At 43.8% G+C, this 24,132-nt stretch carries 24 protein-coding genes; 9 read left to right on the top strand and 15 right to left on the bottom strand.

Annotation, left to right across the window (positions count from 1 at the left end):
- Positions 1-1,644 (top strand): SusD/RagB family nutrient-binding outer membrane lipoprotein, encoded by a 1,644-nt coding sequence (locus BT_RS12940; protein WP_011108353.1) that lies wholly within the window; start codon positions 1-3, stop codon positions 1,642-1,644.
- 300 nt (positions 1,645-1,944) lie between these two features.
- Here BT_RS12940 and BT_RS12935 read toward each other — a convergent pair whose 3' ends face one another.
- From BT_RS12935 to BT_RS12920, 4 genes are all read right to left on the bottom strand, one after another.
- Positions 1,945-3,267, bottom strand: a complete 1,323-nt coding sequence (locus BT_RS12935) for an IS4-like element ISBthe3 family transposase (RefSeq protein ID WP_008766443.1) — start codon at positions 3,265-3,267, stop codon at positions 1,945-1,947.
- Positions 3,268-4,025: 758 nt separating this feature from the next.
- On the bottom strand, positions 4,026-4,910 hold the full coding sequence (locus tag BT_RS12930; RefSeq protein ID WP_008764101.1) for an IS3 family transposase: 885 nt from the start codon (positions 4,908-4,910) through the stop codon (positions 4,026-4,028).
- Between the two features lie 8 nt (positions 4,911-4,918).
- Entirely contained in the window at positions 4,919-5,302 is a 384-nt protein-coding gene (locus BT_RS12925; RefSeq protein ID WP_008763908.1) for a transposase, read from the bottom strand.
- 238 nt (positions 5,303-5,540) lie between these two features.
- Positions 5,541-5,855 carry a hypothetical protein gene (locus BT_RS12920; protein ID WP_011108352.1) on the bottom strand — a complete coding sequence of 105 codons (315 nt, stop codon included), beginning with the start codon at positions 5,853-5,855 and terminating at the stop codon, positions 5,541-5,543.
- 210 nt (positions 5,856-6,065) lie between these two features.
- On the opposite strand from BT_RS12920, the gene BT_RS12915 reads away from it, so the two are divergent.
- Positions 6,066-6,509, top strand: coding sequence for a helix-turn-helix domain-containing protein (locus BT_RS12915; protein WP_008765191.1), 444 nt, complete (start codon positions 6,066-6,068; stop codon positions 6,507-6,509).
- 29 nt (positions 6,510-6,538) lie between these two features.
- A complete protein-coding gene (locus BT_RS12910) occupies positions 6,539-8,290 on the top strand; it encodes an ATP-binding protein (RefSeq protein WP_008765190.1) in 1,752 nt (583 codons plus the stop codon).
- A gap of 309 nt (positions 8,291-8,599) precedes the next feature.
- Here BT_RS12910 and buk read toward each other — a convergent pair whose 3' ends face one another.
- Positions 8,600-9,661: a butyrate kinase gene (gene buk, locus BT_RS12905; protein WP_008765189.1), complete on the bottom strand. Its 1,062-nt coding sequence runs from the start codon at positions 9,659-9,661 to the stop codon at positions 8,600-8,602.
- A gap of 30 nt (positions 9,662-9,691) precedes the next feature.
- Entirely contained in the window at positions 9,692-10,636 is a 945-nt protein-coding gene (locus tag BT_RS12900) for a phosphate acyltransferase (RefSeq protein ID WP_008763574.1), read from the bottom strand.
- A gap of 179 nt (positions 10,637-10,815) precedes the next feature.
- On the opposite strand from BT_RS12900, the gene BT_RS12895 reads away from it, so the two are divergent.
- From BT_RS12895 to BT_RS12880, 4 genes are all read left to right on the top strand, one after another.
- Complete coding sequence (locus BT_RS12895) at positions 10,816-11,622, top strand: glycoside hydrolase family 16 protein (RefSeq protein ID WP_011108351.1); 807 nt, start codon at positions 10,816-10,818, stop codon at positions 11,620-11,622.
- Between the two features lie 10 nt (positions 11,623-11,632).
- Complete coding sequence (locus tag BT_RS12890) at positions 11,633-12,541, top strand: S66 peptidase family protein (RefSeq protein WP_011108350.1); 909 nt, start codon at positions 11,633-11,635, stop codon at positions 12,539-12,541.
- 71 nt (positions 12,542-12,612) lie between these two features.
- Positions 12,613-13,608 carry a M20 family metallopeptidase gene (locus BT_RS12885; RefSeq protein ID WP_011108349.1) on the top strand — a complete coding sequence of 332 codons (996 nt, stop codon included), beginning with the start codon at positions 12,613-12,615 and terminating at the stop codon, positions 13,606-13,608.
- A gap of 30 nt (positions 13,609-13,638) precedes the next feature.
- Entirely contained in the window at positions 13,639-14,064 is a 426-nt protein-coding gene (locus BT_RS12880) for a SufE family protein (RefSeq protein WP_008763578.1), read from the top strand.
- Between the two features lie 118 nt (positions 14,065-14,182).
- Here BT_RS12880 and BT_RS12875 read toward each other — a convergent pair whose 3' ends face one another.
- The 7 genes from BT_RS12875 to BT_RS12845 form a co-directional block, all read right to left on the bottom strand.
- A complete protein-coding gene (locus tag BT_RS12875) occupies positions 14,183-14,398 on the bottom strand; it encodes a helix-turn-helix domain-containing protein (RefSeq protein ID WP_011108348.1) in 216 nt (71 codons plus the stop codon).
- A gap of 22 nt (positions 14,399-14,420) precedes the next feature.
- Positions 14,421-15,077 carry a DUF2975 domain-containing protein gene (locus tag BT_RS12870; RefSeq protein ID WP_008763580.1) on the bottom strand — a complete coding sequence of 219 codons (657 nt, stop codon included), beginning with the start codon at positions 15,075-15,077 and terminating at the stop codon, positions 14,421-14,423.
- Between the two features lie 12 nt (positions 15,078-15,089).
- Positions 15,090-15,893, bottom strand: coding sequence for a CPBP family intramembrane glutamic endopeptidase (locus tag BT_RS12865; protein ID WP_011108347.1), 804 nt, complete (start codon positions 15,891-15,893; stop codon positions 15,090-15,092).
- 363 nt (positions 15,894-16,256) lie between these two features.
- A complete protein-coding gene (locus tag BT_RS12860) occupies positions 16,257-17,219 on the bottom strand; it encodes a bifunctional riboflavin kinase/FAD synthetase (protein WP_011108346.1) in 963 nt (320 codons plus the stop codon).
- 10 nt (positions 17,220-17,229) lie between these two features.
- Complete coding sequence (locus BT_RS12855) at positions 17,230-17,853, bottom strand: HAD family hydrolase (protein ID WP_008763583.1); 624 nt, start codon at positions 17,851-17,853, stop codon at positions 17,230-17,232.
- Positions 17,854-17,860: 7 nt separating this feature from the next.
- Positions 17,861-20,551, bottom strand: a complete 2,691-nt coding sequence (locus BT_RS12850) for a calcium-translocating P-type ATPase, PMCA-type (protein WP_011108345.1) — start codon at positions 20,549-20,551, stop codon at positions 17,861-17,863.
- 86 nt (positions 20,552-20,637) lie between these two features.
- The gene (locus tag BT_RS12845) at positions 20,638-21,813 is read right to left on the bottom strand and encodes a sensor histidine kinase (RefSeq protein WP_011108344.1); all 1,176 of its coding nucleotides are present in this window, start codon (positions 21,811-21,813) and stop codon (positions 20,638-20,640) included.
- Between the two features lie 221 nt (positions 21,814-22,034).
- Here BT_RS12845 and rd point away from each other — a divergent pair, with 221 nt between their 5' ends.
- Positions 22,035-22,199, top strand: a complete 165-nt coding sequence (rd, locus tag BT_RS12840; protein WP_008763586.1) for a rubredoxin — start codon at positions 22,035-22,037, stop codon at positions 22,197-22,199.
- Positions 22,200-22,302: 103 nt separating this feature from the next.
- Here rd and BT_RS12835 read toward each other — a convergent pair whose 3' ends face one another.
- Positions 22,303-22,785, bottom strand: a complete 483-nt coding sequence (locus BT_RS12835) for an HU family DNA-binding protein (RefSeq protein WP_008765180.1) — start codon at positions 22,783-22,785, stop codon at positions 22,303-22,305.
- 336 nt (positions 22,786-23,121) lie between these two features.
- Between BT_RS12835 and BT_RS12830 the strand changes: the two genes are divergently transcribed.
- Positions 23,122-23,508 (top strand): hypothetical protein, encoded by a 387-nt coding sequence (locus BT_RS12830; protein ID WP_008765179.1) that lies wholly within the window; start codon positions 23,122-23,124, stop codon positions 23,506-23,508.
- A 105-nt stretch (positions 23,509-23,613) separates the two neighbouring features.
- Here BT_RS12830 and BT_RS12825 read toward each other — a convergent pair whose 3' ends face one another.
- Entirely contained in the window at positions 23,614-24,102 is a 489-nt protein-coding gene (locus tag BT_RS12825) for a hypothetical protein (protein WP_008765178.1), read from the bottom strand.
- Positions 24,103-24,132 lie beyond the last annotated feature (30 nt).

Here is a 24,132-nt window from a genome sequence, read left to right as displayed (position 1 = left end):
ATGAAAAAAAATCTATATATAGCGAATCTGTTAGTAGCCGGACTGATGACATTTACCGGATGTACGGATGGTTTTGAATCAGATAATGCCAATAAAGCCGGATATACGCCTGAACTTCAGGAATATGATCTTCAGAAATATGTGCTGAACCTCGGAGTCATGCAACAGGGTATTTACTTTAATTACGATTGGGGAAGAGGTACCGACTGGACTTTCCAGACTATACAGAATCTGGGTCATGATATGTTTGCCGGATATTTTCACGATATGAACAACAGTTTCAATGACAAGAACTCTGTATATGCTTTGAATGACGGCTGGACAGGCTCGGCATGGACATATACTTATGGATATATAATGACCGCCGCTCAGAAATCGGAGAAGATCAATCAGGAACAGAAAGGTTTGCTGGGAGTGACCAAAATCCTGAAAGTCGAGTTGATGCACCGTATAGCTGATACTTATGGCCCTATTGTCTACACTAAATTCGGACAGGAAGAGGGTGATAATGTCGATAGTCAGGAAGCCGCTTACCGTCAGTTCTTCAAAGATTTGGACGAAGGAGTCAAACTGATCAACGAATATAAGAAAGACAATGCCGCTCTCGAACCTTTTGCTGCTGCCGATATTCTGATGCCGGCAGGCAAACGTACACTATCACAGTGGGTGAAGTTTGCAAACTCTCTCCGCTTGCGGCTTGCAATCCGTGTATCGATGAGTGCTCCTGATCTGGCGAGAGCAGAAGTTGCCAAAGCGATGGATGCAACTGCCGGTGGCGTGTTGGAGAGTGCGGATGAAACAGTTGCTGTTTCTACCGAAAGCGGTTATAAGAATCCGCTGGGAACAGTCAATGAAGGCTGGGGAGAAGTATTCATGGGTGCTACGATGGAGTCTGTTTTGGTAGGATATAATGATCCGCGACTGATTAAGTATTACTCGAAAGCGGAAGGTGGTGATATAAAAGACGAAAAGGGTAATTTGATTATTGCCGAAAGAAATAAGATTGCCGGTACTTATAAAGGTGTTCCCCAAGGAACAGGAGTTACTGTAAAAGACGAAAACCGTTACCGTCTGCATTCCAAGAGTACGATAACCAAACAGACCGATGCTATCTTGATGACTGCTGCCGAAGTATGGTTCCTTCGTGCTGAGGCTGCCTTGCGTGGATTTACTTCCGAAAACGTGAAAGACTGCTACGAGAAAGGTATTACGGTTTCCTGTCAGCAATGGGGAGTGAATGTAGGCGATTATCTCACAAGTGATGCTACTCCTTCCGATTATGTCGATGCCTTCGAAGCAAAATATGATGTGAAAGCGCTGATTAAAGTGACTCCGAAGTGGGATGGAGGTGCTTCTCCGGAAGAGCAACTGGAAAGAATCCTTACACAGAAGTGGATTGCTTGTTATCCTGAAGGCTATGAAGCTTGGACAGAACAACGCCGTACAGGTTATCCGCAGTTGTTCAAAGTCTTTGTGAACAATAGTGGTGGAGCTATCGATACCAACATACGTATTCGTCGCTTGCCATATCCGTCAGACATTCAAAAAAACAATCCTACTCAATATTCTGCTTTGAAGAAAGCTTTGGGAGGTGAAGATAACGGTGGAACTCGCCTTTGGTGGGATACTGGTAGAAATTTCTAGAGGTTTATAAATATTAGGTGTAACTTTTTTTAATTCAAACTTGTTTTCTCCGTGTATTAGGCAAAAAGTAGAGGAGAAAGATTGTGGGGGAGTGAAGTCAAGGGGGGCTTCGCTCCTCTTTTCTTTAATAAGTTTTTATGGGAGTTATAGAAAAAGCATTATAGTCATGGTTATATTCTTCAGTTTATTATTTTCTCCCATCATCAGATTCTTGAAAACTGCAAAGGAATGAACTAAACAGTAATACACAATAGTAACTCCATTCTCCTCCTTCAGGAAGCTACCCTTTATACACAAGTCTTAGCTGATTAACTCATACAGTTCAAACTGTGTATAAAATCTATCCAGTCCATTCTTAAAGGTAATATATCCTGGAATGGACTGGCTCTTGTATGCACTCCATGCTCCTAACCTTGCAATAATCCATGCTGCCCATGCCATTGATTCTTTTTTATATGGATTTTGCTGTATTTTTGTATTTCCCTCACTCTTTTTTCCTACTATATGTAATAATGCTATTTCTTTGCTTGTAAAGTAGATTTCTGAAGAGAGTTTTTCATCTTCTTTATCAAAAGAAAGTTTGAGTACCATCACCTGCAGGGCTGCCTGCAAGGAAATTAAGATTAGTTTTTGTAATGCCGAAACTGTTTCCAACTGTGCGTCCTCAATCATGAATCCCTTTCTTTTGAGCACTCTGAACAACTCTTCAATCAGCCATCTACAACGATACCAACCGATACATTCAATTGCTTGTTCTACAGTCTCCACCACATGTGTAGTTAGCAGTCTCCATTCAATAGGGCTCTCATTTACCGGTGTACTGGAAGATTTTTCTTTAACATGTATGCAATAAAGACTAACAGGGGGACTGCCCTTTGCCGGACCGTTAACAGGAGCGCACAAGGTGACTCTTTCAAAGCGAAGTTCCATGCACGCTACCCGTTTCTTACGTCCGCTTCCCGGGAGCACTTCAAAGCTATACTCTGCCCGTAGAACAGCCTGCTCCATTAATGTATTCAGATGGACAGAACAGTCTGGATCATCCAACCGGCAATTCCTTTCATGAACAGAACGTATCAGCAAGTGAACATTATCAGTAGGGATACGGCTGAAAAGCTCGAAAATGTCCGCTTCACGGTCACCGATGATCGTTTTAACTGCATCCCGGGGCATTTGCTCACTGGCAGCCATTCCACTTTCTATCCAACGATATGACTCTTTTTCTTCTATAGGCTGATATCTGTAATTACGTTCTTCACGACTTAAAGCAGCCGGTGAGCGATTCCACTGCTTAACCGAAGAAAAGCCTATAGGAATATGACTGGAGGCATCCACTACCAAGACAGGATGCAAAAAAGTACCACATTGCTTTTGACCGACAATGCCGGGACTGGCTGTTTTTTTCTTCATTCGCTCAACATGAGCCTCATAGTTTATCTCCGAGGTATCTTGAATACACAGTAAATGCTGACGACCGGAAGCATTCTTACAGCAAGTGTGTATCAGACCTGATAAGATAGCATCAGAGCTGACTGAGGAATTGTTCAAAAATCTATAAGCACCCATCTTTTCTTTATGTTCCTTACTAAATTGATTCACTATAGCACTTTGATGGACAACCATCTGAGAGCAAATTAAGTTTAAACGCCGCAAAAGCCGAGGATCACGAATTTGATCTGTCTCTAATAACATCAAGCAAAGATAAAAAAAATAATATATACTTGTGTATAAAGGGTAGCTTCAGGAAGGAGGAGTGGTCGAAGACCGAGGTGGTAGGAAAAATAATGTTTATACCTATTTCTTTGTAAATGACAGGATTATGTATTCACCTACCACCTCCCCCTACGGGTACTCCTCCTTCCCGAAGGAGGAGAATTGAAGATAGAACCGACTATCATTTAGCTCAAAACCGTGCGGAAATGAGCTATACAGTTTGGACATGAACATAAACTCTATAACATTACCGATAGAACTCTATGTGGTTAGATCTCAATGACTTATAGTTTCCTGTCATTTCTTGTAATGGAAACTGTCGTTTCCCGGTGAGGGAACGGGCGTTCCTTTTAATGGAAACGACCGTTCCTTTTAAAGGGAACTGGCGTTTCCTCCGAGGAAATGATGTGTACTGGTTTTAGTTGACAACTTCGTTTGTTATAACTGAATTAGTTTACTCAATATACTTTAATATCTAAATAGGTTTACTTTTGTTATTCTTATTCCTATGTTAGTTGTCTTTTGTTGGTGCTTGCAAATTTATGCATCTTCCTTTATTTACGCAAGCCTTCTTCAGGAAAATGTAATGTTGCCAACAACCAAAAACTCTTCGGTCGGGGATCGCCCTAGCGGCAAGGGGCGGGACCACCCGTCCCGACGAGCGGGTATTATGCTGTTAATCCTCCCGTTTCGCTGACCACTTCCATAGGTGTCCTCATGTTTATCCCTTGATGAGGCCGCACATGATTATATACATATACAGCATCTTCAATGCGCTTGCTTACTTGCTCGAAGCTCTCATCATCACAGTCGAATAGCCAACCGTTTTTAATGGTGTTGTTCATTCTTTCAGCCAATGCATTATGTAAAGGATCACCACACTGCGTCATACTGATGTTGATTTGATGCTCTTTAAGCCTCTCTACATATTTATTTGAGCAATATTGGACACCCCGGTCGGAATGATGAATAAGAGTGCTCATGTCTATGTGATACTTCTCATAGAATGATATTGCCATCTCCAAAGCTTTCAAGGGCCCCTCCGTCTCAAGAGTTTTGTAAAGCGCATATCCCACGATGGCACGACTTGACGCATCGGTAAGCAACGAGAGGTAAGCCCAGCCCTGACCGGTGTTTACGTAGGTTATATCCGCCACTACCATAGCGCCCAATCTTGTAGCGACAAATTTGGGTGCAACATTCAACAGATCGGGGTAGATATAGTAATTATGGTTCGAATTCGTTGTTTTAGGACGCTTGCGACTTGTACGTTGACACAAACCATTGGAGCGAAAAATGTCATAACAACGATCACGACCGATAACCATCTTTGGTCCAAACTTACTCACGCAGCAGGCGTATAACTCGCGCATACCAGCTTTGGGCATGAGTTCCAACAGTTCTTTGCAGTACAACACGATGCTTGTGGTAAGGATATCAACCTCCAAATGTCGGTTCACATGCTTGTAATAACCTTGTCGGGTTATGCCGAAGTAATCACAGAGGAACTTTATACAACCACGTTTGCGTCGGGATGAGTACCTCTGTGACAAGGTGTCGATTACTTGGCATCGGAGTTTTTTCGTACCTTGATATGATACGTGGATTCAGCAAGATTGATGAGTTCTTCGCACGCCTCGTGACGTAAACTCTCATCAGCAAGAGCCCGATGAAGTTTACGGTTCTCAGCACGCAATAGCGATAGTTCTTTCTGGAGCTCAGAAATACTAGAATCAATAGCATCGCTATTTACTGGTTTAGAGGATCTACCCATATCTTTGTCTTCTATTTGATACTTGTTAAGCCAATAAGTAAGAAGCTTGGCACAAAAGCCGTGACGCTTACAAAACTCAGATTTGCTCTCGGGACTTGATAAATACTCACGAATATAAGACATTCGTTCATCATCACTGTAATAGTTGTACTTCTTTTTCGAATATTTCATCTTTATTTTCGATTTTTGAAGTGTCAACTTATTCAGTACACTACAAAACCAACGCTTGCCCCATATGATACTGATACTTGATTTATATGGACTAACAATTTAGCGTATAACTGATTCGGATATGAAGCTTTCCGTAGTTTGGAGTTGATGTCTTTATTTTAAAAGGGACGACCCCTTCCTTATAAAAAGAAAGAGGCCGTGGGGATAAAAAAAGACTGGTGGGGTATTTATATATAGATTAGGATTTATTGTTTTTGCTTAGATGTTGGGTGAATATCTCTTTTGACTGATATTCTTCTGCTATCTGTTTTATTCTTTCATCAGTTTGATCTAATATGTAATTTAGTTCTGTTTCGTCGAAACAATCTCCTAAGTGTATGGGAGTATGTAGTAAATCTGAATTCTGATTTGTTTCTGTTGCTAATTGTTGTCTATGAACTGTGACTTCAATTTCTCCCTTTTCATCTGTAGTGAAAAGTAAGTTGTATTTTTCTATCAGGGCAATGAATTCTTTTAAGAACTTGTATTCTGTTTCGGTCAATACTTTTATCATATTTGTTCGTTTGGTGTTTATTTTATACTTGGCAAAGTTCTAATTTCTTTTTGAACTTTAGAATGAAAGTAATATGATTTTTATTCCATTTGCTAAGTTGGAATATTCCTTTTATTCATATTACCACATCTATTCGTTTTTTTCGTATATTTGCTTCGAACGAAACTTTTCATTTGTATATTTGTTGGATTTTAAAAAGAAAAAAGAATCATGGAAGCAGAAGAATTAACTGTTGGGAGAGTTCATCATGGACATAACATACGTCGTTTTCGTATAGAAAAGAATATGAATCAGGAGGTTTTAAGCCAATTAGTACATTTATCACAATCAGCAGTATCTAAATATGAGCAGATGAGAGTGATTGATGATGAAATGTTACACCGCTTTTCACGGGCATTGGGAGTCCCTTTCGAGTATCTGAAGAGTTTGGAAGAGGATGCGCAGACGGTGGTGTTTGAAAATAATACGGTGAATAATAATGATCAGGCTTCTGCTAATATTGGTGGCTATGTGGAGGAAAATAATAGAGTGAATAATTATAATCCTATCGAAAAAATCACTGAACTCTACGAACGTCTGCTGAAAGAGAAGGATGAAAAGTACGCAGCACTGGAACGTCGTTTGCAAAATATAGAGCAGAGCTTGCAGAAATAAAGAACAAATATAATGAAAGGAATCGTGATATGATGAAACAAATACCCTATGGATTGACGGACTTTGCCCGAATTCAAAAGGACAATTATTACTATGTAGATAAGACCATGTTCATCGAGAGAATCGAGATGCAACCGGCTTATCTTTTCCTGATTCGTCCTCGTCGGTTTGGAAAGAGTTTGACTTTGGCTATGTTGGAGGCTTATTACGATGTAGTATATGCTAATGACTTTGATGAGCTATTCGGGCATCTTTATATAGGTCAACATCCAACCCCGAAGCATAATTGTTATCTCATTATGCGGTTCAACTTTTCGGAAGTAAGTTCTAATGTCAATGAAGTAGAGCGATCATTTAAATTGCATTGCTGTAGTAAGCTTAGGGATTTTGTGTTCAAATATGAAGATCTTTTGGGAAAAGAAATTTGGGATGTTCTCGATGAAGAGATACAGCAAGATCCGGGTGCTTTTTTATCAGCTATCAATTCTTATGCTTCCCGTAAAGGAAATCTACCTATTTATCTCCTTATTGATGAATATGATAATTTTACGAATACGATTCTTTCGACCTATGGTACAGAGTATTATCAAAAGGCGACTCATGGTGAAGGCTTTGTTCGTGGATTCTTTAATGTGATAAAGGCTGCTACCACCGGTACGGGGTCCGCTCTTCAGCGTATGTTTATCACAGGAGTGAGTCCTGTCACGATGGATGACGTCACCAGTGGCTTTAATATCGGAACCAATATTACGACTGATCCTTGGTTTAATGATTTAGTAGGTTTCAGTGAAGCGGAACTGCGTGAAATGCTTACTTATTATAAAGAACAGGGAGTGCTCATGCAAACGGTAGATGAGACAATTGTCATGATGAAACCCAACTATGACAATTACTGCTTTAGTAGAAGTAGATTAGCAGATTGTATGTTTAACTCCGATATGGTGCTTTACTTTATGAAATCTTTTGTATTGCATGGAGAAAAGCCTGATGAAATTGTAGACCCCAACATTCGTACTGACTTTAATAAATTAGCTTACTTGATTCGTCTTGACCACGGATTGGGGGAGAACTTCTCTGTTATTAAAGAAATAGCCGAGCAGGGAGAAATAACTACGGACATTGCTACACACTTTTCCGCATTGGAAATGACGGATGTACGCAATTTCAAGTCTTTGTTATTCTATTTCGGACTTCTTTCTATTAAAGGAGTCGATATGGTGGGAAGACCCATTCTGCATGTCCCGAATCTGGTGGTCAGAGAACAGCTTTTTAGCTTTTTGATCCAAGGATATATCAAACATGATATTTTTAAGATTGATATGAACCGGATGACGATGTTATTTGAGAACATGGCTTTCAGAGGAGACTGGAAACCGTTGTTTAATTTTATAGCAGAGGCTATCCGTGAGCAAAGCCGTATTCGCGAATATATAGAGGGCGAAGCACATATTAAGGGCTTTTTGTTGGCTTATTTAGGTATGTACCGTTATTATCAACTGTATCCGGAATACGAACTGAATAAAGGTTTTGCCGACTTCCTTTTCAAACCTAGTCCGTCGGTTCCTGTAATGCCGCCATTAACTTATCTGCTCGAAGTGAAGTATGCAAAGGCTGGCGCTTCGGAGAAAGAAATAAGGGCACTTGCCGATGGGGCGCGGGAGCAGTTACTTCGTTACAGCCAGGATGAATTGGTAACGGAGGCTAGAGCGAAAGGCGGACTAAAACTAATTACGATAGTATGGTGTAGTTGGGAACTTGTGCTACTGGAAGAAGTACTTTAGATTCCTACTGCCTTTATCCCCTTCGAGTAGTTCCAGCATTAGTTTCAAGCGAATGAAACTTTCAGTGAGAGCAAACGTTTGCTCTCACTCTGCTACCACAGTTGCTCCCATTGCTGTAACCCTCATGAATAAAGGGATATAGATAAACTGTTAGAGCATGAGAGCAAAACTGCTATCAAATCACTGTGGAGGCTATATAATGTATCTGCCCGAATCATTTATACTGTACACGAAGAAACAGTAACAATTGAGGTGATTGCCGTGCGGAGCTAAGAGCCTTACAGGTAAAAATAGGAATGGCTACGTTTGTTATTTATAGATTTGTACAGGAAGTTCCCCTCTTAATGCCCCTAAAGCATTAAATGCTAATGACTCCATTTCCCCTTCCCCGGGATAGACATGTATAGGGGCTAAGAAAGAGATTCTTTTCTTCAATCTTGAAATGATATAGTCCGAATAAGCAATACCTCCTGTCAGCAGAATGGCATCTACTTTCCCGCAGAGTACGGTGGCGGCTCCGCCAATGGCTTTCGCAACATTATATATCATGGCATCCAGTATCAGTTCAGCTTTTTTGTCACCTTCTTCTATGGCTTTGATAATGGCGGGAACATCGGTAGTGCCCAGATGGGCCGTCAGTCCGGCACGTCCGGAGATACGCTTCTTTAATTCATCTTTCGTGAACTGTCCGCTATAACAAATATCGATCAACTGACCGGCAGGAAGGGTGCCAGCCCTTTCTGGCGAGAAAGGCCCTTCGCCGTCTAAAGCATTATTGGCGTCAATGGCTTTGCCATGCTGATGAACGGCTATAGAGATACCGCCACCTAAGTGACAGATTATCAAGTCTAGTTCTTCATATTTCGTTCCCTGCTCTTTTGCGAAGCGGCGGGCGATTGCTTTCTGATTCAAGGCGTGCCAGATGGTGATCTTAGGCATCAGCGGAGAACCCGAAATACGCGCTACATCTTCCAGTTCATCCACCACTCCCGGGTCTGCGATGAAAGCCGGGCAATCAGGAAGGGAAGCGGCCAGTTCGGCTGCAATCAGTCCGCCTAAGTTGCAGGCATGGGTACGCATGGCGTGCAAAGTATCTTGCTTCATGGCTTCGTTGACTGCGTAGACTCCTCCCGGAATGGGTTTGACGAGGCCGCCGCGTCCGATGACAGCATCGAATGCAAAGGGTATTCCATTTGCTTCTAATTCCTGAAGAACCAGATTCTTCCGAAATTCAAACTGGTCTATCACCTGCGGATAAACGGATAATTCTTCGACCGTATGCTTGATGTTACGGACGAGCAACGGAGTTTCGTTCTCGTAGACTGCTATCTTCGTAGAAGTGGAGCCGGGGTTGATGACCAGAATCTTCATATCTTTGGAGTTATAAGGTTTGAATTATGATTAACGGTTCAGGTTGAGCTTCTCTCTGCATTCGCAGCCGGCCACTTGCAGGCAGGCCATTGCGATGCTGTAATATTTCGATAAGCCGGAATCACTGCGGGAAGGGAGCACTACCGGACAGATAGGCCCTTGCAACAATCCCGCCATATCCGCATTGGCAAACAGGGAGACGGACTTGTAGAACGCATTTCCCGATTCTATATTGGGGAAAATCAGCACATCCGCCTGTCCGTTGATAGGCGAAACAATTCCTTTGATGTCCCCGCTCGCCTGCTCACAGGCAGTGCGTACATCCAGCGGACCGTCGATGATTACATTTCCGAACTCTCCCGCTTCGGCAAGTTCCACGATGTTTACATAATCCAGCGAATGCGGGAATTTGGCGCTCACTTTTTCGGTGCAGTGTATCAGTGCGACGCGAGGCTGCTCGATACCGAAATGGCGGCAAGTGCAGATGGCATACCAGATCATTTCAATCCGTTGTTGCAGCGTGGGGCGTGGAATCACTGCGGCATCGGAGAAGAACAGCAGTTTATGGTAAGTCGGAATCTCCATCACCGCCAAGTGCGTGAGGATTTTCCCTTTGGGTAGCAGTCCTTTCTCTTTGTCGAGGATGGCGTGCAGCAGATTGTCCGTGTTGATGATACCTTTCATTAAAATATCCGCTCCCCCTTCACGCACGATGCGGACAGCTTCGCGTGCCGCTTCGTCCGAATCTTCGATGTGAATGGTCTTCACATAGTCGGGATATTGCTTCAAGGCAGGATATTTTTCCAGAATAGCCGAATCCCCGATCATGAGAAACTCTGCAATTCCTTCTTCCAAAGCACGGGTAATGGCATATTCCGTATTAGGGTCGTTGGCGCAGACTACGGCAATTCGTTTCCTACGATTCTGTTGTTTAAGATGGGCTGTTAGCTGGGCAAAGTTCTGAATAGGTTCCATAACGTTAGATTTTTAGCAAATATCAGAAAAATCATTGAGAAAATAATACTCATAACCCGAAAAATTGCGCCTGTTATGTAACATTTTGTTATATTTTAGTTGTTTTAGTGTGTAGATATACACCGAACCGTTTTTTCCTGTATTTTTGCAAATGAATCCCCCTTAAACTTTAAAACAAAATGAAACAGTTCAGAAATCTATTATTTATTAGCACATTACTCCTTTGTTGGGTACTCGTTTCCTGCAAAACGACAAGAGTTTCTTCCTCCGGCTGGTCGCTGGTATGGGAAGAGAATTTTAATCAGAAAAAAGGCTTTGACCCGCAGGTCTGGAGCAAGATTCCGCGAGGGAAGGCCGACTGGAATAATTATATGACAGACTTTGATTCCTGCTTTGCCATGCGCAAAGGCAAGCTGGTGTTAAGAGGCATTGCCAATCAGACGCTGCCCAATGATACGGCACCTTATCTGACAGGAGGCGTTTATACCAAAGGTAAAAAGGCATTCCTTGACGGACGCATCGAGATATGCGCCAAGCTGAATGCCGCAAAAGGAGCATGGCCGGCTATCTGGCTGTTGCCCGAAAATGCCAAATGGCCGTCGGGAGGCGAAATAGATGTGATGGAGCGTCTGAATGACGACTCTATCGCTTATCAGACAGTTCATTCTCATTATACGTACACTTTGGGCATCAAAGAGCACCCCAAGTCACACTTCACAGGAGTCATCCATCCCGATCGCTATAACGTTTTCGCTGTAGAAATGTATCCGGACAGTCTTTCGTTCTATGTCAACGACATACATACGTTTACTTATCCCCGCATACAGACGCAGAAGGAAGGACAATTCCCGTTCGACCAGCCGTTTTATCTGCTGATCGATATGCAGTTGGGCGGTTCGTGGGTCGGAGTAGTCGATCCCAAAGACCTTCCGGTAGAAATGGAAGTGGACTGGGTGCGTTTTTATCAGCGAAAGTCACTCAAATAAAACATTAAATATGAATATTCAACTTCCTTCTTTTTTACAGAAAGGTGACAAAGTAGTGATTGTGTCACCTTCCAGCAAGATAGACAAAGAGTTTCTGAAACGTGCGAAGAAACGGCTTGAATCATGGGGATTGAAAGTCTCTGTGGGGAAATATGCCGGTGGCTCTTCCGGACGTTATGCCGGAACGGTCCGGCAACGTCTGCAAGACTTGCAGAGTGCGATGGATGATCCTAAAGTGAAAGCTATTCTTTGTAGCAGAGGAGGATACGGGGCCGTGCATCTGGTGGACAAGATTGACTTCACCGCCTTTCGTGAACATCCGAAGTGGTTGCTGGGATTCAGCGACATCACTGCCTTGCATAATTTATTTCAGAAGAATGGATATGCCTCCCTGCATTCGCTGATGGCGCGTCATCTGAGCGTGGAGCCGGAAGAAGACCCTTGCGTGGCCTATCTGAAAGATATTCTCTTCGGTAATCTGCCCGTTTATACTTGCGAAAAGCATAAACTGAACAGGCAAGGTACGGCCGAAGGTATCCTGCGTGGCGGAAATATGGCGGTAGCTTACGGGCTGCGCGGCACTCCTTATGATATTCCTGCCGAAGGAACCATCCTGTTTCTCGAAGATGTCAGTGAACGTCCCCATGCGATTGAGCGCATGATGTACAATCTGAAACTGGGCGGTGTGCTTGAAAAACTCTCCGGACTCATTATCGGTCAATTTACCGAGTATGAAGAAGATTGTTCGTTGGGTAAGGAGTTGTATCCCGCTCTGGCCGACTTGGTGAAAGAATATGACTATCCGGTTTGTTTTAATTTCCCGGTAGGTCATGTGACGCATAATTTACCGCTTATCAATGGCGCGAAAGTGGAATTGACCGTTGGAAAGAAAAATGTGGAGTTAAAGTTTATTTGTTAATAATCCATTCTATCTGAACGATACTGTGGTGAAAATGACTAATTTTGAGGCTTCATATAGATAAAAGGACGATGAAAAAGAAATCTATGATAGTGTTGACGAGTGCCTTTGTATTATTATCTGCTTTTTCTTGTGGAGGAGGCGGCAAGGCAACTGGTACGAATGAACAAAGTGAAAAAGTGGTGGTAAATGTACCTCAGTTTGATGCGGACAGTGCCTATTTGTATGTAAAGAATCAGGTAGATTTTGGTCCCCGTGTCCCCAATACGAAGGAGCACGTAGCTTGTGGCAATTATCTGGCCGGAAAGCTGGAGGCTTTCGGTGCGAAGGTAACGAATCAGTATGCCGATCTGATTGCCTATGACGGCACACTGTTGAAGGCGCGGAACATCATCGGCTCTTACAAACCGGAAAGTAAGAAGAGAATAGCGTTGTTTGCACATTGGGATACCCGTCCGTGGGCGGATAATGATGCTGACGAAAAGAATCACCATACCCCTATTCTGGGAGCCAATGACGGAGCAAGCGGAGTGGGAGCTTTGCTGGAAATCGCCCGGTTGGTCAACCAGCAACAGCCGGAACTGGGCATTGATATCATCTTTCTGGATGCGGAAGACTACGGAACTCCTCAATTCTACGAGGGAAAGCATAAGGAAGAGGCTTGGTGTCTCGGCTCGCAGTATTGGTCGCGCAATCCTCACGTGCAAGGGTATAATGCCCGTTTTGGTATCTTGCTCGATATGGTGGGTGGTGAGAACAGCGTATTTCTGAAAGAAGGATATTCCGAAGAGTTTGCTCCGGATATCAACAAGAAAGTATGGAAAGCGGCTAAAAAAGCAGGTTATGGGAAAACCTTCATTGATGAGAGAGGCGATACCATCACCGACGACCATCTGTTTATTAACCGTCTGGCCCGTATCAAGACAATCGATATTATTCCCAATGATCCGGAAACAGGCTTCCCCCCGACTTGGCATACCATTCATGATAATATGGACCATATCGACAAGAATACGCTGAAAGCCGTCGGACAGACAGTGCTGGAAGTGATTTATAATGAAAAGTAAATAGTTAACTAGTAAACCGTAAATAACTTCATGTCAATTAATGAATTACAAGACGAAGTGATTGCTGAATTCAGCGACTTCGATGACTGGATGGACCGCTACCAGCTGCTCATTGACTTAGGTAATGAACAGGAACCGCTCGACGAAAAGTATAAGACCGAACAGAATCTGATCGAAGGCTGTCAGAGCCGTGTATGGCTTCAGGCGGACGATGTGGATGGAAAAATCGTGTTTAATGCGGAAAGTGACGCTTTGATTGTGAAAGGAATCATTGCTTTATTGATCAAAGTCCTTTCGGGGCATACGCCCGATGAAATACTGAATGCTGATCTTTATTTTATCGATAAGATAGGTTTGAGAGATCATTTGTCTCCTACCCGTAGCAATGGGTTGCTGTCGATGGTAAAGCAGATACGTATGTATGCGCTGGCATTTAAGGCAAAAGAAGGGAAATAAAGATAATAAATTTAGGCACGGATTACGCGGATTACACGGTTTTAAGAGATGCATCTGGCAGAAACCGTGTAATCCGCGCGTAATCCGTGCCTAAAAAAATATAAGCTTTTCCCCTTGTTTAATCGCAAATTTCCTCCTGATATTCCAGTATATCTGCCGGCTGGCAGTCCAGTACTTTGCAGATAGCCTCCAGCGTAGAGAAACGGATTGCCTTAGCTTTTCCGGTTTTTAATATAGAAAGGTTGGCGGGGGTGATATCTATTTTCTCCGCCAGCTCGCCCAGAGATATTTTTCTGCGCGCCATCATGATGTCAAGGTTTACTATAATTGCCATAATTTTATTTTCTCGGTTTGGGTTAAATGGTCAGTTCCTGTTCTTCTTTCATTTTCAGTCCGATAGCGAATGTTTCGGCTACAATCAGGCAGCCGAGTCCCAATAATAAATCAGTCGTCTGTAGCGCCAGGGGAGCGATGATATAATGTTCAAGCGCGAATACTTCTTTCAGTCCCCAGTAGTTGACGACCTGCGGAATCAGGTAAAACACGAAGGACATAATCAGTAGACTACCCAGCCAGCGCAGGCGGCGGACATTCTTCCATTCGAATATCTGCGATTTGTTGATGCTCAGAATCAGCATGACGAAGATAATAAGTGCGGAGATGGTGAGCAGTGCATTCATCAGCGAACAGGAACTGCTGATAATCAGGTAACTGTAATTCACTTCTTTTCCGGTGCGTACCGCCATTTGCGTATACATGACGGGCACTTTCTCATTGTTTTGGGCATTGATGATCGTATCCGGTTTGATCATGGCGATCGTAGGTACGACATCCACAAAACGGAAATCGCCTGCAAGCATAGGTCTGTCACATGCTTTCGATTCCTTGTGCTGTTCTTTGGCCAGACTCATTCCGGCTTTCATGCCTGTTCCGAACTGGTATCCTGTGGTATACAGAGAAAGTCCCAGAACAATGAATACCAATATGCTGAGAATATTCAAACGTCTTTTCATCGCTGTTATTTTTTAGTCCGTGATATTTGTTTCTTCTTTCCAGGGATAATGGACGGTCGTACGACGCATCGCCCAGATAACTCCTGCCAGTATCAAAACTGCTACAAAAATAGCAATTAGATAGGAGGTAGTGTCCATCAGATCGCTCATATTTTCAGCTTCCGGATATTTCGTGCTGAGAAATACGGATAACGAATTATTCAGTATATGCATCAGTGTGCAGGGGATGAGGCTGGCAGTCTTGTAATACGTCCATGCAAACAGGATACCGATCAGGAATGCCGGAAGTATCTGGGCAGGATTAATATGGAAAACACCGAAAAAAAGGGCTGAAAGCAGAATCGCCTTTGTCGGGCTGTACTGCTGTAGCAATGCTTTGGTGATGGCTCCGCGAAATAGCAGTTCTTCGAGTACGGGACCTATGACGGCTATGGCAAGAATGCCTCCCCAGCCGGACTGGAGGATATCGAAGGATTGTTCCATGATGTTGGGAATCCACTTCATCAGTTCTGCCAATGCGGATACGACGAAGCCACAGGTGAGGACAGCCAATGCGCTGAAGAACAGATACGAGGATGAAACGGGCGACCAGGTTATTTTCTTTGTGCTGATGTATCCGGCTTTCCATAAATAGATACCCATCATCAGCTGACCGGCCAGTTGTGCCGGAATCATAAGCATGGTAATGAGCGTGTCTTTGTCTAAGTTTCCGGTAGTGGCTACCAGATAAATCACACAGGGGATCATGACTAAAATGGGAGCAATGATCTGTGCGATAAGCAGATTCAGTAATATCAGTTTAATAGCAGTTCTCATATTCGTAGTATTCTTAGTATTCTTGGATGGATACAAAGATAATCGTTTGTTATTTACTGGCAATGAAGCTGCACAGAAACATGGCTATCATTGAGATGGATACTACCAGCATCGATATACTCATTAATGACTTTTTCATAAAGTGTTATTTTTTTATAGATGATTAAATAGAAAATGTTTGTTTTTCGATGATTATTTATCGTTTATCGATATGCAAATGTAGAGGTAAGTTTTGAGTTGGCAAAGGAAAAAGAGATTTTATTTATCGAAAAACAATAAAAAAGATATGTTTTTCGATATTAACGGACTCGTTGCAGCCGAAAAGAGGCTTATTAATGTGGTTAATTTAGAGAAAAAAAGGGATCATTTCTCCTGTTTGGCGGCGAGTAGAATGGCTTCAGTTTCTTCCGCATCCTTGTGAAGCTGTGCGATTAGTTCGTCGATACTATCGTATTTCAGTTCGGGGCGTGTCCGCTTCACGAAAGTAAGCCGGATAAATTTGTCGTAAATGTCGGAGTGGAAATGAAGGATATTCACTTCGATTGTGCGGTTGGGACCATTTCCGATGGTAGGGCGGACGCCTATATTCAGCATTCCCATATAGGTCTTTCCGTCGAATGTGACCCATACGGCATAGACTCCGTCTGCGGGAATCAGTTTGTCGGGATCATCCACGCTTAAATTGGCAGTCGGAAAACCGATCTTCCGGCCTACCTGATAGCCGCCTACTACCGTTCCGTCCAGAAAGTATTCGTAGCCCAGACAGCGGGCAGCTGCGTCTACATCTCCCTGATGCAGCAACTTGCGGATTAAAGAAGAACTGACCGGAGCACTTTGGATGGTATCTATCTGTATATCATCTGTGTAAGCCTGTGCACGGATGACCTCAATGCCGATTGCCTGCCCGTAACGTACATAATCGTCAAACCCTTCGCTGCGGTTGTGACCGAAACGGTGATCGTATCCTATCACCAGATACTTTACCTGAAAACGTTCTTTCAGTATTTGAGTCATGAATTCTTTGGCGGTCAGACGGGAGATGTCGGGTGTAAAATCGAGCATCAGGCAATAATCTACTCCCGTGCCTGCGAGCAGGTTTGTTTTTTCTTCGGGAGTAGTTAAAAGTTCCGGATGGTAAGCGGCGTTCATCACTTTGCGCGGATGAACGGGGAATGTGACTAATGCAGAACGCAGACCTTTGGCTGCCGCTATCTCCTTCACCTGTTGAATCAGATAGCGATGTCCCATGTGTACTCCGTCGAAGAAACCGATGGTAGCTACGCATGGTTCGGGAATCATAGCCGATGTGTCATTTATAATCTGCATACTTACACTCTCATTTTTTTCTGAAAAGATGGCTCCAGTCTTCACCGGCTTTCGGTGTGTAGGTCGAGATACCCAGTTCCTGAGCTACTTTACAGTTAATTTCGGAATCGTCAATAAAAAAAGTCTCTTTCGGGTCAATACCCGCATCTTCGGTCACCGCCTTGAATATTTCCGGTTCGGGCTTGGCCATTTTCATTTCATAAGAGAGATACGTCTTCTCAAAATAGTCCTCTACTTTGAACGTACGGTAGGGGAAGGCATTCTTGCATACCCATTTCCAGTGGATGTCATTGGTGTTGCTGAGCAGATAGACTACGTATTTCTCGCGTAGTTTGAGCAGCAAGTCGAGCTTGTAGGTCGGGATGTCTACCAGAAAGCTGTTCCAGGCTGCGTCGATCTGCTTGTCGCTTACCATCTTTCCCATCATCTCCCGAATGCCGTCACGGAATTCGGCAGGAGTGATCAGTCCTTTCTCCTGCTGCAAAAATATTCCGTCCAGCTGGTGGGTGCAGAACTTTTCTTCTATGTTCTGGAACCCGATCTTTTTAAAGTTCTCAATACAACGTTCGCGGTCGAGATTTATCAGTACACCGCCTAAATCAATAAGTAAGTTTTTAATTCCTTTACTTTTCATTATTTTCTCATTTGTGAATACTACGTTGAACAAGGCGAATAAGTTCTCCAACCCATAACACCGTGGACGAAACGCCTATAATCAGAAGCCACGTCTGCCAGTCGAGCGGCTCTGTGCGGAATACAGCTCCACCGAACTGTACGATCAGAAATTGTCCGACCAGAATGGCCAGAACGATCAACTCCATGCCATACGATTTGGAAAGTCCCTTGAATGCCGAGTCGGTAGTGCCGAATACACGGGCATTGAACAGGTTCCAGAATTGCAGCATGACAAAGAAAGTGAAGAGAATGGTGAGGTTATGTACATCCATACCTTGTGCGCTGTGGTCGAAATAATAAATCATTCCGAGCAATACGGCGAGGAAGATCGTACCTACACCTAATATATTGTTACGCATCGCTTTGCTGATGATAAAGTCAGTGCTGCGGCGCGGCTTTTCCTGCATGACGGTTTCGCTGGGAGGGATGGAAGCGAGGGCCAAAGCGGCAAAAGTATCCATGATCAGGTTCACCCACAGCATTTGTGTCACTGTCAGCGGAAGTTCCGTTCCGATCATCGATCCCAATAACACGATCAGCAAGGCTACAAAGTTGATTGTCAGCTGGAATACGATGAAACGCTGGATATTCTTATAAAGAGAACGTCCCCACATGACAGCGGTGCCGATGCTGTTGAACGAGTCGTCGAGCAGCGTGATGTCACTGGCTTCTTTGGCTACGGACGTACCTGTACCCATTGACAAACCAACTTGGGCATGATTCAGGGCGGGTGCATCGTTCGTACCGTCTCCGGTTACGGCGACTACGGCTCCTTTTTGTTGAAGCAACTGCACAAGACGTTGTTTGTCCGTCGGGCGGGCGCGAGACATGATTTTGAGGTCCATCACACGGTCCAGCGCCTCTTCATCACTCAGTTCGGCAAAGGCAACACCGGTGATACGATTCCGGTCGGTATCTGTTTCCGGTTGCCACAGTCCGATCTGACGGGCAATTTCCGTCGCAGTTCCCGGTGTGTCACCGGTAACGATCTTGATACCGATACCAGCCGACTGGCATTTGGCCACGGCGGCGGGTACATCCGGACGAATCGGGTCTGAGATGGCTACGACTCCTAAGAAATTAAGGTCGTTGGCAGACACCAGTTCCGTACAGTCATTCGGTTCGTTTTCTCCTACTATTTTGAAGGCAAAGCCGAGTGTGCGCATTGCCATATTCTGATAATTCAGTAACTGAGCTTCTACTGTCGAACGATATTCGACGGCATCTACCCGTCGGCCGTCCAGCACGACTTCCTTACATTTGCCAAGCACGATTTCGGGTGCTCCTTTTATATAAAGTACTTTCTTTCCGATGATCGGAGACTCGACGAGAGTCGCCATAAATTTACGTTCGGTCGAGAAGGTGAGCTGGTCGAGGATGCGGGCGTGTTCACGGAGTTCGAGATAATTTCTTCCCTGACTGTTGAGCCATAATAACAGGGCGACTTCCGTAGGGTTACCGACACCTTTCGGTTTTTCGCCCGTTGCCGCTTCTTCGAGGAAAGCGGTTGAGTTGGCGCTGATCCCTTCTGCGACGAGAGCGCTGATATCATCATCGCCCAGGTTGCCGCCATTCTTGATTCCGTAGAAGTTGGGTTCGTGTACCTGCATCAGGTTTTGAGTCAGTGTACCCGTTTTGTCCGTACAGATCACGGTGATAGCTCCCATCGTTTCGCAGGCGTGCATCTTTCGTACCAGATTGTTGGTCGAGAGCATACGGCGCATATTCAAGGCCAGGCTGAGCGTTACGCTCATGGGCAACCCTTCGGGGACGGCTACTACAATCAAAGTAACAGCCATCATGAAATATTTGAGGGTCCGTTCGAAAACCGGAAGCCACTCGTGCCAGCCGTTCAGCGAACCGAAATCAAAGAACAACAGTACATCTTTTACAAAGAAGATAAGGAAGGCAAGTCCGGCAACGGTAAAACCGATTTTACCGATCAGGTTTGCGAGCTTGGTCAACTGTATATTCAGAGGGGTCGGTTCCAGATTTTCTTCGGTGCTTTGGCGTGCTACCTTGCCGATTTCTGTGGCATCTCCCACGTGCAGTACGCGCATGGTGCCGTGTCCGTCCACCACTGTCGTTCCGCGCATCACTAAGTTGGAGGCATAGGTTGCTTCTTCGTCAAAGTCCGCTTCGATTACAGTCTTGTTGATTACCGGTTCTCCGGTCAGGTTGGATTCGTTCACTTGCAGGGAGATCGCTTCCAGCAGTTGGCCGTCGGCAGGAATCTCTTCGCCTGTTTCCAGTATGATAATATCGTCTACAACGACGTCTTTACGTGGGATTTCCTGTACGTGTCCGTTGCGAATCACTTTTACGAGTGTTTCTTCATTGACGGCATTCAGTAAGTCGAATTTTTTATTGGCATCATATTCGAAAAAGAAGCCGATGCCTGTGGCCAACAAGATGGCTGCTATGATTCCGATAGTTTCGGCATATTCATTTTCGATGATGGAAATGATCAGTGAAAATACGGCGGCTACCAACAATACCCGCACAACCGGATCTTCAAACTTTTCGAGATAGAGCTTCCATAAGGAAGGACGCTTGGGGGGTGTTAACAGATTGACACCGTTCTTTTCTCTGCTTTGTAGGACTTCGTCATCCGTAAGGCCTACATGATAATAATCGTCTTTTTTTGTAGTACTCATGCAAATACATGCGTTTGATTAGGACCGCAAAAATACAACATAAAATTGTGATAAAATGTTTAATTAAAACTTTTTATGAAGTTACTTTATTCGGGACGTCCGCAAGTACGATAGGGAATGGTAAACCAGAACGTTGATCCCTTGCCTTCTACGGAGTCTGCGCCGATTTGCCCCTCCAATTTGTTTACGATGGTTTTAGAGATGGAAAGTCCCAGCCCCGTTCCTTTCTTGTCTTTGTTCAGTTTCACAAAGCGGCCGAAAACTTCCGGTAGTTTGTCGGCAGGGATTCCGGCTCCGGTGTCGGTGACATAAAAATAAAGTTCGGTATCTCTTGCCTCATAACCGATGCTGATCGTTCCCTCCTGCGTGAATTTAATGGCGTTGGTGGTAAAATTGGAGAGCACCTGCGCGACACGGTTCCGGTCGGTCTCTATGCTACAGGAGGGAAGGCTTGGTTCTGCTATTATTTGAATATTTCCTCCTGCATCGTTGACTTTCATTTGGAAAAGCTGTCGCAGGTCGGATAGTAACAGGTTGATATCTACCTTTGTATATACAAATTCCAGTGTGCCGGCTTCTATTTTCGACATATCCAGAATATCGTTTACCAGTTGCAGCAGCAGATCGGCATTCATTTTTATGATTTCCTGATATTGTGCCTTTTCTTCTTCCGTATTGGCGCTGGCAAGTATTTCTGCAAATCCCGTGATGGCGTTGAGAGGCGTGCGGATTTCGTGACTCATATTGGCGAGGAAGGTAGACTTCGAAAGGTCGGCATTTTCTGCTTTCTCCTTGGCAAGTGCCAGTTGCTTTTCTGCTTGTTTGAGTTGGGTGATATCGTGCACGGTGAGTACCATATTCTCTTCTTCGTTAAGGAGAAAATAGGAACCGGATATTACGGCGTCACATTCTACGGATTTCTTTTCGGAAGTAAGCACATTCAGAGTTGCATTAAGGTCTGTGAAGCCTCTTCTTTGTTCGAAAGCCTGACGGATGGCGCAACGTATGGGACAGGAACCGCAGTAAGCATGAGTACCGCAACCTCCTTCTGCCGATAATGCGTTGCGGCATTGCAATAAGTCGCCCACTCTCTTTTCTTCCAGACCTTTCTGAGTTCCGGTGAGTTGATAGTAGTTTGTTTTTAATACTTTGAAGTCATTATCTATTAATAAGATATAGGCATGGACATTTTTCAGAATGGCGCTGGCGATGTGGTTGGTATGTTCCAGTTTTCTGGACTCCCGGAATAGTCGCTTTTGCATCCGAAGACATTTTCTCCGTTCCAATAAGTAACTGAGGAGGAGAACTGCGCATAAAATTAGCAGAATAGAAAGCAATGCTATTAGCATGATGTAACTTGTTGGTTTTGTTCTACAAATATGTTGCAAAGATAACTTTTTTACTTGGGATAAGAAAGAAGTTTGAACAATTTGCATTTTATTTGCGTTATATTATTTAGTAAACCAATAAAAAAACGAACGTTATGAAAAAGTACATTTGCACAGTCTGTGAATACATTTACGACCCCGCACAAGGAGATCCCGAGAGCGGAATTGAACCGGGAACAGCATTTGAAGACATTCCGGATGATTGGACTTGTCCACTTTGCGGAGTCGGAAAAGAGGACTTTGAACCGTACGAAGGATAAAAAAATTAAGAGAGAGAAGAGATTATTAAAAAAATGACCGGAAAGCAGTGCTTCCGGTCATTTTTGCGTTTCAGCTCATGCAGAGCTTTTTTTGTTCCTGTTGTTATACTGTCGGGTCAGGTGCTTCCTCATCGCCGCCGTCACCACCGCCGTCGGGGTTGGGAGGAGTAGGAGTGTTTCCGTTGTCAACGATCTCGCTGCCGGTTACCAGTTTTTGAATACTTGCCTTTTTCAGCATATCCTTAAACTTGTATCTCGGAGTAAATACGATTTTCACCCGACGAATCGTGTCGGAATCCACTGCCGCTTCTGTCTCCTGGCTTTCGCTGCTGATGCCGGGACGGAATTGACCGAAATCACCCAGTTGTACGGAAATACCTTTGTTTAAGTTTATATTCAGCGTATCGATCAGTGCATCGAGTACAAACTTGACCGCTCCGCTGGGAACCATTCCCACTTTTGAAATCTCATCACACAAATCCTTGAAATTAACCGTATTGGTAATAAAATTCTGTGCTACATACTTTTCGGTTTTCTCTTTACCGAAACCAATCATTCTTTTTTTAACGACATACCTAAGTGCCATAATCTTTTTTGTTTTTTAATAGTTAGTAAATCTGTTTCTTTTGTTTTGTGATCACGATGCAAATGTATGTGTTTCCAAATGAACTGCCAAGCAAAAAACTCAAAGTGCGTTAATAAGTTTCTTCAACTAAAGAAATGGTCAGATGTTTTTTTGTTTTTCTCCTTTCATCTTTTTCCGATTGAAGATTGTCCTTTTCATATCATATCCATACCTTTGTAGATTCAAGAACCCAACGTGGCTCCGGTGACTCAGGAGCCGGGATGTCCGGAGAACGACCGGCTAGGCGATGGAAAGGGAATGAAGAATATGAATAAAGAATTAACGGATGTAGTATAAATGATGATTTCCTGTTTATTAAGAATACACAGTTTACGTTTTTTCGACGGAGGCTTGCATGAGGTTCCTGTGGAAGAAGTGATGACGGTTGCGCTTATTGCGATATTCATCTTTGTTCCGTGCCTGTGGCTTGTCCGGTATTTAAAAGATAAGAGGCTGGACTCGGACGAGAAAGACAAGTTTATACAAATACATATTATCTCGACCATTGTCCTGACTATTGCGGGCGGTGTTTTTGCACGGATGTCCGGACTTGTCAATAAATGGATAGACGAACAGCCGTTGATTATCGCTGTTTACATCGCTTTGGCGCTTAGTTCCTTCGGCATCATTGTCGGAAAAATGATCGACTTTTGGGTGTATTGTCTCCGAAAGAAGATGTTTTAAGTATCTGTATATAGATGCCTGTTGCCTCTGCCCGAAGAAGGTTGGAAACAGGCTTTGTCCGGTATTTATTGCTAAAGTATGGTTTTGAGGGTCGTTTCGATACCATCACAGGGCGACAATTGTCCCTATGATGGTAAGTGCCAAGTATGTACAGTTAATATAGAATGTTGCCATCAATATTCGGGGAATATATTCTGACTTTCTGAACAGGGATGAAGGTTCGTTGATTAATAAGGAGAGAAGGAGGAGTATGCTAAAAATGACCTGACACATCAGTAGCCATACGGGATATTCCGTAATGGAAGGTACAGCCCATGTTTGGAGCAGAGGAGTCATGTTTTGCAGAAGGAGATGGGCTGCAAAATAGCTCAAAAAGGAAACAGCTTCTTTTTTCTGCCGTAAGAGTGCATTTATGGTGTAAATCCCCATTCCTGCTTGCCCCAGCAATATAGAAATCTGGAAAAAATAGAATATCCAATATATTGCATTGGGGGTAATACCGTCGGTGGAAAAGTAATCATAGAAACAGAGTGAGGACACGCAGCTTATAGCAATCAGTCCTGCGCAGATAAATGAAATGATTCTTTTATTCATTGTTTTTATTTTAAAGCTAATGGGTTGTAG

This window comes from Bacteroides thetaiotaomicron VPI-5482, assembly GCF_000011065.1.
Taxonomy (GTDB): domain Bacteria; phylum Bacteroidota; class Bacteroidia; order Bacteroidales; family Bacteroidaceae; genus Bacteroides; species Bacteroides thetaiotaomicron.
The sequence above is the reverse complement of the archived record's forward strand: the minus strand, read 5'-3'. Positions and strand labels throughout refer to the sequence as shown.